This window comes from Oligella sp. HMSC09E12, from assembly GCF_001808505.1.
GTDB lineage: Bacteria > Pseudomonadota > Gammaproteobacteria > Burkholderiales > Burkholderiaceae_B > Oligella > Oligella urethralis.
In genome coordinates this window covers 62,076-75,322 of the sequence record NZ_KV793568.1, presented here as the reverse complement: position 1 = coordinate 75,322, position 13,247 = coordinate 62,076, and the positions used below count along the sequence as shown (strand labels likewise).

Here is a 13,247-nt window from a genome sequence, read left to right as displayed (position 1 = left end):
TTTATACACCATGGAGAAAAATCGGGATTTCCGATTTTTCTACCAAAGCAGCTGAATATCAAGCTTTTGCGCGCTGAAACGGGCGCAATCGTGGCAGAAATTGAGAGTGCATAGGAAAAGATAAGGGAAATGAGTTTTTTAGAAAATTTGTTGGATGGTGCTGAGGTTGAGTGGCTGCCTTTGGGTGAGCTAGGGGAGTTTATTAGAGGTAATGGGTTGCAAAAGAAGGACTTAGTTGAGGAGGGGCATCCTGCAATACATTATGGTCAGATATATACTCTTTATGAAATATCTGCAAAAGGTGCGTACTCCTTTGTTGATGAAGGTTTGGCTGTCAAGTTAAGAAAAGCACGAACCAATGATCTTTTGATCGCAACCACATCTGAAAATGATACAGACTTGGCTAAACCATTAGCTTGGCTTGGGGGAGATGTGGTTATCTCTGGTGATATGATGTTGTTTAGGCATAAACAAAATGTAAAATATCTTGCCTATGTGTTTATGACTGATAGCTTCCAACAACAAAAAAATAGATATATTACTGGAGCTAAAGTGCGTCGTATATCCAGTAAAGACTTATCTAAAATTACGGTACCAATCCCATGTCCATACGATCCTGCAAGATCGTTGAAAATCCAATCTAAAATTGTCCAGATTCTGGACAATTTTACGGAGCTTACAGCGGAGCTTACAGCGGAGCTTACAGCACGTGAGAAGCAGTATGAGTATTACCGTGATTTGTTGCTAAGCGAGGAAGAGTTGAATAGCGTTGGTTTTGAGTGGAAAGCTCTAAAAGAAGTGACTTCGACGACGAGAAATATCCGCTGGGCAGAAACAGGTGAAACTTATCAATATATCGATCTGAGTTCCGTGGATCGTGGAAACAAAAAAATTACTGCAGCAGAAGAGATATCTGCAGAGACTTCGCCTAGTAGAGCTCAAAGAATAGTCGAGCTTAATGACGTTATCTTTGCAACAACACGCCCAACGCTAAGGAGATACACTCTAATTAGTGAAGAGTACGATGGCCAAATTGCGAGTACAGGGTATTGTGTATTAAGGGCAAAAGAAGAAGTGGTATTGCCCAAATGGATTTATTATTGCATTGGTACGAGTAGATTTAATGACTATGTCGAGCAAAATCAGAGTGGCTCGGCGTATCCAGCTATTTCGGATGCCAAGGTTAAGGAGTTCGAAATCCCAGTCCCACCCCTCGCCGAACAAGAACGCATCGTCGCCATTCTCGATAAATTCGATACCCTGACAACCTCAATCACAGAGGGCTTACCCCGTGAAATTGAATTACGTCAAAAACAATACGAATATTATCGTAATATCCTTTTAAGCTTCAATAAACTAGAAGAGGCCTAGTGCCACACCTTGAGGAAAGTTAATGACAAGTCATCAGGCCATTGCAGAATCGAATAATTTTATTATCCTAAGTAAGCTTGAGCGATCCTACAGCATCGATGGTAGTTATCAGTCTGAAGCACAATTAGAAAGTCAGCTGATCAAAGACCTACAGCAACAAGGTTATGAGTACTTGGCTAATATCAAAACGTATGAAGATATGTTGGCTAATGTGCGCCTACAGTTACAAAGCTTGAATCAGCTCACTTTTAACGATAATGAATGGCAACGCTTTGTCACGGAGTATTTGGATAAACCGAGTGAGGGGCATCTTGAGAAGTCCGCAAAGGTGCATCATGACCATATCCATGACTTTAGTTTTGATGATGGGCGTCGAGCCAATATTTATCTCTTTGATAAAGATAATATTTCCCGCAACAAGCTGCAAGTTATTAAGCAGTTTGAGCAACAAGGAACGCGCCTAAATCGCTACGATGTGACGATTCTTGTCAATGGTTTGCCGATGGTGCAAATTGAGCTAAAGCGTCGTGGCGTAGCAATTCAGCAGGCGTTTAATCAGGTGCATCGCTATAGTTTGGAGAGCTTCAATAGTGAGAACTCACTCTATAAATATTTGCAGCTGTTTGTGATCAGCAATGGCACCTATACTCGCTATTTTGCAAACACCACGAAGCGTAATAAAAATAGTTACGACTTCACCATTGAGTGGGCGCTTGCCAATAATCAGGCGATTAAAGATCTACAGCATTTTACCGCAAGCTTTTTTCAGAAAAACACCTTACTTAATGTGTTGCTACGCTACGCTGTTTTTGATAGCACACAGACGCTATTAGTGATGCGCCCGTATCAAATTGCGGCAACCGAGCGTATTTTATGGAAAATTCAAAGTGCCTATCATGCCAAGAACTGGTCTAAGCCTGAGAGTGGTGGCTACATTTGGCATACCACTGGCTCAGGTAAAACATTAACCAGTTTTAAGGCCGCACGCTTAGCCACACAGTTAGACTTTATTGATAAGGTCTTCTTTGTGGTGGATCGTAAAGACCTCGATTACCAGACGATGAAGGAGTATCAAAGCTTTGCGCCTGATAGTGTGGATGGCTCGCGTAATACCGCACAACTAAAGAAAAATATTCAGAAACTTAACGATAAAATCATCGTAACCACCATTCAAAAGCTGAATAATCTGCTTAAGGATGACGAGAAATTAGCGATCTATGAGCAACAGGTAGTCTTTATCTTTGATGAGTGTCATCGTAGTCAGTTCGGTGAGGCGCAGCGTAATATTAAGCGCAAATTTAAAAAGTTCTATCAGTTTGGTTTTACAGGTACACCGATTTTTGGCGATCAGCGTGATGAACAGGGTGCCTTAATCCGTCGCGGTAATGCCTTGGATAATCACAACACCACGGCGAAAGTATTTGGTGAATGCTTACATACCTATGTCATCACCGATGCGATTAATGATCAGAAGGTGTTGCGATTTAATATTGACTATAACGATGTGAGGCCGCAATTCAAGGCGATTGAGAGGGAGCAAGATGAGCAAAAGCTAAGTGCCCATGAGAGTAATGCCGCCTTTTTGCACCCTTTACGCATTAAGGAAATTACCGAATATATTCTCGCTAATTACCGTCATAAAACAGCTCGCCAAAAGCTAGGGCAGCAGGGGTTTAACGCCATGTTTGCCGTAGCGAGTGTGGACGCTGCTAGGTTGTATTATGAAGAGTTTAAGCGCCAACAAGAGGGCGTTGAAAACCCATTAACAGTGGCTACCATCTACTCCTACGCTGCAAATGAAGACCTTGAAGCTGTGGGTCAACTGCCTGACGAGGGCTTTAACATGACTCGCTTACAAAGCAGTGATAAAGAGTTTTTAAGTGATGTGATTGCTGACTATAATGCGCAATTCAAGACTAACTATAGCATCGACGGACGGAGCTTTGAGGATTACTATAAGGACGTGGCTAAGCGGGTCAGAGAGCGTGATATCGACCTTTTAATCGTGGTTGGTATGTTTCTGACGGGTTTTGATGCCCCTACTTTAAATACGCTATTTGTTGATAAAAATTTACGCTACCATGGCCTTATTCAAGCCTTTTCACGTACCAATCGTATTTACAACAGCACCAAGGCCTTTGGTAATATCGTCACCTTCCGCGACTTGGAGCAAAATACCATTGATGCCTTGGTGTTATTTGGTGATAAAAATGCCAAAAATATTGTGCTTGAACGTAGTTTTGATGAGTATATGTTTGGCTTTGAGGATCCGCTCACAGGGGATTCCAGTCCTGGCTTAGCCGAGGTGATTAAGCAGTTGACGGCGCAGTTTCCAGAACCGACGAATATCATTTTAGAAAAGGAAAAAAAGCGCTTTGTCGAGCTCTTTGGTAGCTATTTACGTATTGAGAATATCTTACGCAATTACGATGAGTTCGTTGCACTTAAAGATTGGCAAACCATTGATGTCGATAATCCTGATGCGGTCGCACAATTTAGGGAGGAGCATTTTCTCAGCGAAGAGAGCTTTGCGCGTATTCAGTCGGTGACAGTTAGTTTGCCAAGTGAGCGTGAGGTTCAGGATTATCTTTCGACGTATAACGATATTCGTCAGTGGTTTGCCAGACAAAAAGAGGGTGAGCTGTCTGGGGAGGGCGAAGTCGATTGGGATGAGGTCGTCTTTGAGGTGGATTTATTAAAATCGCAAGAGATTGATCTTGACTATATCCTCGGTCTACTGCTAGCACATAATCAGCAGCATCAAGATAAGCAGGCGGTGATTGAGGAAGCACGCCGCTTGATTAGTGCGAACTTTAGTGTGCGCGCCAAAGAGACACTGTTAGTGCATTTTATTGAGCAAGTGGATCTAAATGGGCTCACAGAAAAAGAAGATATTATTGAGGCTTTTTATCATTTTGCCCAAGCCGAACAAAAGCGTGATGTTAGAGAGCTGATTCAAGAGGAAGACTTAAATGAGCCCGCAGCTAAGCGCTATATCCTCAACTCCCTCAGGCGTGGCTACGCCTCAGAAAGTGGCACTGAGTTAAACCAGGTCATGCCACGCATGAGCCCCTTAAACCCTCTGTATTTAGCCACTAAGACACGCATCCACACCAAGGTGCAGCAACTTGTGGAGACCTATCACGGTGCGGGTGGGGATTTGTAAGTAGTGAGGACGTGGTGCCCATGCACGACGTCCACCATCCGCTAGCAGCTCATCCCTCGCTACACCCAACAACTACATTAAGAAAATAGTCGCTAAGCCCAAGAAAATAAAGAAGCCTAAGGAGTCGGTCGCAAAGGTGAGTAGGACCGATGAGCCCAAAGCAGGATCCTTATTAAAGCGATCACGAATCATCGGAATCAGTACCCCTAGCGTAGCCCCTAATTGCATATTGAGTACCATGGCGGCTGCCATCACCAGGGCAATTTTGATGGAACCGGAAAATATCCAGGCAAAGGTGCCAGCAATTAAGCTACCCCCTAAGCCCACGCAGGACGTGACGAAGAGCTCACGACGGAGCAGGGTGCGAGCGTTTTTCTGATTCACGCGGCCTACAGCCAGTGCACGAATCACCATGGTCATGGTTTGGTTGCCCGAGTTACCGCCAATCCCCGCCACAATCGACATTAGGAAGGCAAGAATCACAATATGGCTGACCGTACCCTCAAAGCGAGAGGCAACCACCGACGCAATGGAAGCGGTGATCAGGTTAATTAAAAGCCAGGGAGCACGGTTAGGAATGGCTCGGCGAATGGGTACGAAAATATCCTCTTCCTGAAGACCGGCTTGTGATAAGGCATGCTCATTCGAGTCCTCACGAATCACGTCAACAATGTCGGTAATCGTTACCCGACCAATGAGGGTTTGCTCCTCATCAATCACTGGGGCAGAGACTAAGTCATAGCGTTCGAAAGCAGAGGCCGCCTTACTGTCTTTGGCTTCAGCTTTAAGTGAGAGATAATCCGTTTGCATCACCTCGGTGACTGATTTTTCCGAGTCATTGACCAATAAGCTACTTAAGGATAAGACCCCCTTGAGTTTGTTATTTCTATCGACCACAAATAGTTGGTCAGTATGCTCGGGTAATTCACCCAGCATGCGCAGATAACGAAGTACAACCTCTAAGGTCACATCCTCGCGCACACGTACAACCTCAAAGTCCATGATGGCACCCACGGTACCTTCAGGGTAACCAAGGGCGGAGCGCAATTGCTCACGCTCTTCATCGCTCATGCTTTTTTGAAGCTCTACCACCACCTCCGGCGGTAAGTCAGGAATCAAGTCGGCAAGCTCGTCGGCATCTAAGTCTTCGGTTGCGGCCAGAATATCATCCTGGTCCATTTCCGCAATCAATTCTTCACGGACCCAGTCATCAACCTCTAATAGAATATCCCCGTCATGATCGGCATGAGCCGCATTCCAGATCTTGATACGATCCTCAGACGGTAGGGATTCAAGAATAAAAGCAATATCGGCAGGGTGAAGGTGATTAACCAAATCGCCTAATTCGGCCTCATGCTTACGCTTTAAGACCGTTTGTACGAGTTCCGCACGATCGGAGGAACCCTCCTGTTGCGATAAAACATTTTCAACTAAGGCTTGCTTTTTTAAGAGCTCCTTAATTTGTTCAATGATTTGTTGCTGGTGCTCGCTGTCAAGTTGCTTGGGCACGTTGATCATCACTGCTTCAACCGGCTCACTTTGGGCACCGTGATTATCGCTCGCAGTGTGTTCAAGCTCCTCGGTTGGCATGCCGGGTACTTGCTCTAAGGTATTTTTATTGTTGTCTGTATGCTTCGTCATTAATACAATAACCTTTATAAATATCGGTGGTGTGGGCGCGCATTGGTCTTAGAGCTGCTGTCTAATCAGATTGCCAAAGTCCTCTTCAATCGATTTGGTAGAAGCGATGATATTACCGCTTTGGGGCCAAGGCTCTTTTTCATAAATATCACTGACCGTACCGCCCGCCTCACGTACTAGGATGGTGCCGGCACACACATCGTAAGGGGCCAATCCCATTTCCCAATAACCATCAAAGCGCCCACAGGCAACCCAGGCCAAATCTAAGGCGGCTGAACCCAAACGTCTAATGCCACGGGTATGGTGCATTGCTTCCTTAAAGCCTCTCATGTAAGGCGCTTCAAAGGAAAAATCTCTAAAAGGCACACCGGTCGCTAAGAGGGCATCTTCCAGGTGTTTGGCTTGGGAGGTATAGATGCGCTGACCATTTAAAAAGCAACCATCCTGATAAATGGCACTGAACATCTCCTGACGATTAGGGTCATAAACCACACCGAGAATGGGTGTGTTAACCTCAAGTGGCGGTGTATTAGGAATAAGTACCGTGCCAGCGCGTGCCACTAAACCAATTGAAACCGCATAATGCGGTATCCCGTGAAGAAAATTGGTGGTGCCATCTAAGGGGTCGATAAACCAAGTATATTGGGACTCATCTAGATTAGCTGAGGTGCCGCTCTCTTCAGCCACAATGGCAATTTCTGGTGTGCGCTCGCGCACCACTTGTAATATTGCTTGTTCGGCATCTTTATCGGCTTGGGAGACTAGATCGTTGCGGGATTTGTAGGAAATTGATAATTTGCTATGATCCTGAGCATAAATGTTCAGAATAGAAGCCGCTTCCTTAGCTGCGCTTGTAGCTGTTTCAAGCGCATGGTAAAAATCCACTTTAAAATCTTGCATGACGATGTTTCCCCAACCTGTCAAAAGGGCGTAGACTGTTTTAAATAGACTTTGGTGCAGATACGCTGCGCCGCTAGCAGAACAAACCATAAGTATACTACAAGGCTATTACGGCTTTTTTAAAGATTTATATTATTTCCCTTATCCCTTATCCTAATCCTTTATGCGTAAAGAATTTCACTTATTTCCGGCGAGTCTGACGGTCCATGAATCGGCCTTGAGCATCGCTAGCGAGCTGCAGAATGTGCGTGTAGAAGAGGCTTGGCTGCACCAATGGCAGGCACGGATTGATACACAATGGCCGGAGATTGAAGGCGCGCTGCGGCACCGGGCTGCGATGCAAATCATGCTAGAGGGGGAGCGCGCTATCGTATTACTACCCTTACTGTTGGCGCAAGCGAGCAACTGTAAAAGGCATATTTTATGCAGTGATAATGTGTATTTAGCCGCAGCGGATTGGCAACAGCTAGAGCAGTTTTATCAACAAAGCGGTCTTCATTCCAAGGCACTAGATGCCGTATTTGCCTGTTTGCGTCAACACTGGCCTTTAGCTTTGCCGGGCGTGCATCGCTTGGATGCGGAGGATGGTAGCTATAGCGTGACGCTAGGGCTAGCTGAGCCGGCCTTTATGCAACAACAATGGCTTTGCTCCATTGATGTTTTTGTGCGTGATGAGAGCGGGCAGCAAAGGCAATGGCCGTGGGTATTACGCTATGCGGCAGCGGATTGTTTTTTTGTGATGCGTCCTGAGTTGCTTGCGCGGGAGGATTTTAAAGAGGCGGCTCGAAAAGCTGGTATGCAGCTAGTGGGGGCTAGAGGCCGTCGAGCGCATTTGCAAGGGCAGCCGCCCACTTTGAATCAGCAGCGGCGCATGGCGATCGTCGGTGGCGGGATTGCGGGGGCCGGTATTGCGATGGTGATGCAGCAACGCGGTTGGGAGGTGACGGTATTTGATCCGGGCTTTGCCGAGTCGAATGCAGCTAAGCATCGACATCATATCGCTGCGGCTATGACGCCTTTTATTTCCGTGGATGATAATCATAAATCTCGTTTAAGTCGTAATGCTTTATTGCGAGCTTTACATCACTGGCGAGATTTTCCAGATGAGGTGATTTTATCTCGTCGCGGTAATGTGGAGATAAATCGGGATAAGGGCTATGGCAAGGATATTAGCTTGGCGGTGGAGAGTTTGGGCTTTCCCGAGGCATGGGTGCGGCGTTTAGCACCGGCGGAAGTATCGGCTTTGTTGGGTTTTGATTTGGCCGAAGAGGGTGTTTTTTGGTCGCAGGCGCGCATTATCAGTCCTGAAAACTTGCTGCGGCATATTTATAAAAGCTTTGACTTAAGGCAGTGTAGTGCACGCGTTGTTTCTGTAAAAAAGTGTGCCGCAGCGGGTGTGTGGACGCTTTATGACGAAGCAGAGCAAGCCTTGGGTGAGTTTGAGCAGGTGGTTTTAGCTAATGCTGCTGATTGTTTGGCGATTTTAGATAAAAGTCAGTTGTTGCAGCGTGCTAATGCGAGCGGTGAATTAAAAGCAGCGATGCCAAAAATCACCTCCACTTTACACTGGATGGGGGGCGAGGTGATGCATGTGGCAGCCACGCGTTTAAAACAGGTGCCACACGTAGGCTTGGGTGGTCAGGGCTATTTTTTACCAGCGACGGCCGATGGTTTATGTGTTTTAGGCAGTACCTATAGGCATGGGTTGCGTGATCCGGGCTTAAGTCATGAGGGACAAGCAGTGATTAAAGCAAAAATCCCTGTAGACCTAAGTGAGCTTGAGCTGTCAGCGCAACCTGAAGCAGGGTGGTCGGGTGGTAGAGCGGTGGTGCAGGGGCGGCTGCCGGTGATTTGTGAATTGGACTATGCCAAGGGCTTGTGGCTGGCGGTAGCCTATGGTTCGCATGGTTTAACGTGGAGTTGCTTTGCTGGTGACCTGATCGGTGCCGCCTTGGACGGTGAGCCGATACCCCTCGAAAAAGAACTGTATAAAGCGATAGGCCTAAGGTAGTGTGAAGTCTGCTTTTTATATGATCGTTTTTTTAAATGTCATATAAAAATGGGGCGCTATTTTAATCCTATTTAGCGGTAAAAATCAAATTCGGTTTAAAAATTTGGAAAAAAAAGCCATAATAGAAGACTATCAGTGGACAATTAGCAGCGCCAAGTCCGCAAATTACTTAAATCAATAAAAGAGAATTGCGTGATTCAATTTGATAAATTAGCCCTAACAACAAAAGAAACTCATACTGCCGAATTTACGACGGATTACAAAGACTATGTATTGCGTATCGTGGCACAAGCCCCTGGTGTATTTAGAATTTGTTGTGGTTCTTTAAAAGCCCTTAATCTAGTTGAGTCTAACGAGCGTCTTAAAACCCGCGCTGAGCTCTCAGTCGTTCCTTATGATCAAGTGGCCGAGTTGCTAGTAGTTGCGCAGGAGGATGGTTGGCTCTTTGCACAGCGTGATTATGCTTTGTCATTGAAAACGCAGCCTTTTTCTTTGCAACTACTAAAAAGACCTCAGCTAGATGATGCTGTTAATGAGGACTTTAGCACTGAGCAGGAAGCGGTGGCAGCCTTTGCTGAGGCAGAGGTTTTACTTCAAAGCGCGCACAATTATGCTGAGCCCTTTGTGTTTGATGGTTCGTGGGCCTTACTGTTGGATTTGCCGGCAGAGCAGGCTGTCTATGGCCTAGGCATGACAGCGCAGAGTTTTAATCGACGCTCAGAGGAGTTTGTCTCTGATCAGGCGGTTTTCAATTTTTCACCTCTCGCTTGGAGCACAGCGGGTTGGGGGCTATATCTTAATGGCTTGGATCGTTCCGTGCATAGTGTAGGCACAAAAGATGATGCCACGAGCTATCAGTTGCGTACGGATAATCAATGCTTTGATTTGTTTTTATTTGCTGGTGAACCGTTAGCGATTTTTGACCAATACACGACCTTGACGGGGCGTGCTGGACAGCCACCCTTAGATGCCATGGGCGTTGGTTTAAAGCAGTTGGATGGGCAGCCAGATGAGGCGTTTTTGCTATTTGCAAAGCAGTTGCGTGAGCATGATATTTCTCTTAACACTTTGGAGTATGCTTGGCCGTCGATGCTGCGAATTGATAGTGATAGGTTAAATCTCGATTGGAATACGGATCGTTTGGGTGATAATACACGTGGCTTTTTTGATGCGCTCAAAGAGGACCATTGGCATGCGGTGCTACCAACTTTTCCAGCGATACCAGTGGGCACACATCTATTTGATGAACTGCAGGATCGGGGCTGGATGATTATGGACGCTGAGGGTGATGCATTACGTTTCAGCGGCTCTAAGCATACGGGCCAGCAGGATTATGGTTTATTAGATCTCACGTATAAGGACGCCTATCATTTCTGGCGTGATCGGCATCAGCAATTATTAGAGCATGGGCAGTCTTTAAAAACGGCTACCTCCGTTTTCACGCTGCCGGATGAGGCTTGTGGTCGTCATAATGAAGAGGGGGCGCTGCTCCGTACGCTATTCCCTACCTTGATGGAGCAAGCACTATACGATGGTATTTCTGCCACTAGCACGCCGCCAGAGGGTGTGGTAGTGCATGATCAACTGACGATTGCCGCTCAGCGCAGACCCTATCTAGAATTGGCGCCTTTTGAAAATTCATGGGCGGGTTTAAATCAGCTTTATCGCAGTTTAATTAGTGCACAAAATAGCAGTGTGCCCTTTGTGTCACACGTGATTGGGCGTGCTGGTGATGAAGCAATGTCGCCTGAGCTCTATTTGCGCTATTTAGCACTGTCAACCTTTAGTGCTAACTTTGCTTTTCACGCAGAGGTGGAGCAATTACCAATTTATTACGATGAAGCAACGCAAAGCCTGGCTAAGCAATGGCTTGGTCTGCGCTATCGCTTAATTCCCTATGTCTTGGGTATTATCGAAGAGGGTGTACGTGGTGGTCAACCGGTGCAAAGCTCCATGCCTTTAGCCTTTCCAAAGGACACCACGGCCGCAGCTTTTGACCATCAGTTTTTATTTGGTCCTGCGGTGCTAGTGGCACCGATTCTTGATGATACGGGTACCACCCTGGTGTATTTACCGGCTGGCGAAGCTTGGTGGGATTTAAACACCGGTGAGCGCTATGAGGGTGGACAGACCTTAGAGTACAGTTGTGGCTTAGAGACGATTCCAGCCTTTGGTCGCGAGGGTCATATGTTGGCTGTGGGGCCGACGATTGCGCATTTGGGCGAGATGAATTCAGCACGTCTACTGGATGAAATCTGGTTATTTGGTATGCCTATTCATAATCCAGTGGTTATGCGCAATAAAATCCGCGTGATGCAAATGCAGGGCTCTAGCTACATTAAGGGGCTAGAGGGCTTAAAGATTCTGCACACGGATGAGCTGGAAGTAAAGCGTCGAGGTGCCGAGGTCCGAATTTCTCCAGTGCGTTAGTAGGAGTGCTTTAATGAGTTCAGCTTATCGGCCGTTGCTCGCCATTGTGCTGCTGGTTGTTTCGACTTGGGCCTTATCGACACAGGAGGCAAGCGGCAAGTGGGTAATGCAGATGGGCTTGCCGCTCTTTGTAGTGATGTTCGTGCGCTACGCTGTGCACGTTGTGTTGGTGTTGGCCATCACTTTGCCCAAGATGGGGACAAGGGTTTTTCGTAGTCATCACTATGCGATGCAAATTATTCGCGGCAGTACCTCTTTATTCGCTATCTTAACGATTTTTATGGCCTTGTCTTATCTGCCACAGGCAGAGACCACGGCGATTTTCTTTTTGGCGCCCTTACTGGTGTTATGTATTGCACCATGGTTTTTGGGTGAGCCCTCGCGCTGGTATCGCTGGTTGGCAGCCTTTGTTGGCTTTGCCGGGGTCATGGTGATTGTACGTCCCAGTGCTGGCTTGCATCCCGTGGGCGTGATTTATGCCTTAATCGGCGCTTGTGTCATTGCGGTGCAGTTTTTATGTACTCGCAAGCTTGCTGCTGACCACTCAATGACAACGCTGTTATGGACAGGTCTGGTTGGTTTGCTAGGCGGCTTGATATTAATACCCTTTAAATGGCATGAGGGGGTGGCGGTTTTAAGTGACTTTGCACCTTGGCAATGGCTGTTACTGCTTAATATAGGTTTCTGCGGTACCTTTGGTCATCTACTGCAGATTAAGGCCTATCAGCATGCGCCGGCTTCTTTGCTCGCCCCTTTTAATTATTTACAAATTCTTTCCGCTGCAGTTTTGGGTCTATTGATTTGGGGAGATTTTCCAGATGCTTGGGCTTGGCTTGGTATTTTGATTGTTTGCGCGAGTGGTATTGTGGTGACGATTGTTGAATGGCGTAACAATCAAGGGGTGAAAAAGCTTGTGCAAGGCATGATTGAGGGCAAGTAGGTGAGATTAGCCTGTGTTTGCATGATGCTGTTGATGCCATAGTGATTTGTTGTGGTTTTTTAACAAAAAAGCGACTTTTTAAAAATAAATGCATTTAGGTGTTGACAGGGCTTCTATAATCATTCATAATTTAAATCTTTCGGGGCTGGTAGCTCAGTCGGTAGAGCAGCGGACTTTTAATCCGTTGGTCCCGGGTTCGAGTCCCGGCCAGCCCACCAAAAATTTATAGTAGTATCAATGACTTAGCCGCTTATTTAAGCGGCTTTTTCTTTGGTTGGCGGCTTTAAATCATCAAGGGGTGACCAAAAGGTGAGCACAGATGAGTATTCTGCCAGGTGAGAAGCATTGAGGTGAGCATACTTTTTAACCATTTCCAATGTTTCACAACCGCCCATTTCCTTCAGGACAAATAAAGGCGATCCGGCTTGGACGTGCCAAGAGGCCCAAGTATGCCTTAAGTCATGAAAATGAAAATCATCCAGCCCAACTGCTTTTGTGGCGGCATTGAACGACTTATAGTTAATCGTTTTGGGATTTTGACCCGTTGAATCTCTTACAAAGACCCAACGGGGATCATCTCCTTGGCACGACTTTAAAACAGCGCAAGCATCGTCATTTAATGGAATGGGCCTAGCCTTTCCTGATTTAGTCTTGTCAGCAGTTAACCAGGCAACCTTTTCGTTTAAATCAACCTGTGACCACTCAAGCGATAATATTTCATTCGCACGAGCGACGGTCGATAAAGCAAAAATTACCGCATTTCTCATCCAGCGCTGACTCAATTGTTG

General features: G+C 46.3%; 8 protein-coding genes and 1 tRNA gene. 6 read left to right on the top strand and 3 right to left on the bottom strand.

Annotated features, from left to right (window positions below; genetic code table 11):
- Nucleotides 1-129: 129 nt before the first annotated feature.
- Together HMPREF3179_RS04505 and HMPREF3179_RS04500 are read left to right on the top strand one after the other, a co-directional pair.
- Nucleotides 130-1,371: a restriction endonuclease subunit S gene (locus tag HMPREF3179_RS04505; RefSeq protein WP_070469852.1), complete on the top strand. Its 1,242-nt coding sequence runs from the start codon at nt 130-132 to the stop codon at nt 1,369-1,371.
- A gap of 22 nt (nt 1,372-1,393) precedes the next feature.
- Nucleotides 1,394-4,537, top strand: coding sequence for a type I restriction endonuclease subunit R (locus HMPREF3179_RS04500; RefSeq protein ID WP_036557368.1), 3,144 nt, complete (start codon nt 1,394-1,396; stop codon nt 4,535-4,537).
- A gap of 72 nt (nt 4,538-4,609) precedes the next feature.
- Here HMPREF3179_RS04500 and mgtE read toward each other — a convergent pair whose 3' ends face one another.
- Entirely contained in the window at nt 4,610-6,055 is a 1,446-nt protein-coding gene (gene mgtE, locus HMPREF3179_RS04495) for a magnesium transporter (RefSeq protein ID WP_036557406.1), read from the bottom strand.
- 171 nt (nt 6,056-6,226) lie between these two features.
- The gene (locus tag HMPREF3179_RS04490) at nt 6,227-7,078 is read right to left on the bottom strand and encodes an inositol monophosphatase family protein (RefSeq protein ID WP_048768695.1); all 852 of its coding nucleotides are present in this window, start codon (nt 7,076-7,078) and stop codon (nt 6,227-6,229) included.
- 163 nt (nt 7,079-7,241) lie between these two features.
- Here HMPREF3179_RS04490 and HMPREF3179_RS04485 point away from each other — a divergent pair, with 163 nt between their 5' ends.
- The 4 genes from HMPREF3179_RS04485 to HMPREF3179_RS04470 all read left to right on the top strand — a co-directional run bounded on the left by HMPREF3179_RS04485 (nt 7,242) and on the right by HMPREF3179_RS04470 (nt 12,677).
- Nucleotides 7,242-9,089 (top strand): FAD-dependent oxidoreductase, encoded by a 1,848-nt coding sequence (locus tag HMPREF3179_RS04485; RefSeq protein ID WP_070469851.1) that lies wholly within the window; start codon nt 7,242-7,244, stop codon nt 9,087-9,089.
- Between the two features lie 192 nt (nt 9,090-9,281).
- Nucleotides 9,282-11,519, top strand: a complete 2,238-nt coding sequence (locus HMPREF3179_RS04480; RefSeq protein ID WP_070469850.1) for a TIM-barrel domain-containing protein — start codon at nt 9,282-9,284, stop codon at nt 11,517-11,519.
- 13 nt (nt 11,520-11,532) lie between these two features.
- Nucleotides 11,533-12,459 carry a DMT family transporter gene (locus HMPREF3179_RS04475; RefSeq protein ID WP_070469849.1) on the top strand — a complete coding sequence of 309 codons (927 nt, stop codon included), beginning with the start codon at nt 11,533-11,535 and terminating at the stop codon, nt 12,457-12,459.
- Nucleotides 12,460-12,601: 142 nt separating this feature from the next.
- Nucleotides 12,602-12,677, top strand: a tRNA-Lys gene (locus tag HMPREF3179_RS04470).
- 36 nt (nt 12,678-12,713) lie between these two features.
- On the opposite strand, the gene HMPREF3179_RS04465 is transcribed toward HMPREF3179_RS04470, so the two are convergent.
- The coding region (locus HMPREF3179_RS04465) for a site-specific integrase (protein WP_141743442.1) at nt 12,714-13,247 on the bottom strand (534 nt) is incomplete at its 5' end.

Excerpts from the sequence above, each read along its gene's own strand:
- HMPREF3179_RS04505 (WP_070469852.1), top strand. The coding sequence starts at position 130 with ATGAGTTTTTTAGAAAATTTGTTGGATGGTGCTGAGGTTGAGTGGCTG.
- HMPREF3179_RS04500 (WP_036557368.1), top strand. The coding sequence starts at position 1,394 with ATGACAAGTCATCAGGCCATTGCAGAATCGAATAATTTTATTATCCTA.
- mgtE (WP_036557406.1), bottom strand. The coding sequence starts at position 6,055 with ATGATCAACGTGCCCAAGCAACTTGACAGCGAGCACCAGCAACAAATC.
- HMPREF3179_RS04490 (WP_048768695.1), bottom strand. The coding sequence starts at position 7,078 with ATGCAAGATTTTAAAGTGGATTTTTACCATGCGCTTGAAACAGCTACA.
- HMPREF3179_RS04485 (WP_070469851.1), top strand. The coding sequence starts at position 7,242 with ATGCGTAAAGAATTTCACTTATTTCCGGCGAGTCTGACGGTCCATGAA.
- HMPREF3179_RS04475 (WP_070469849.1), top strand. The coding sequence starts at position 11,533 with ATGAGTTCAGCTTATCGGCCGTTGCTCGCCATTGTGCTGCTGGTTGTT.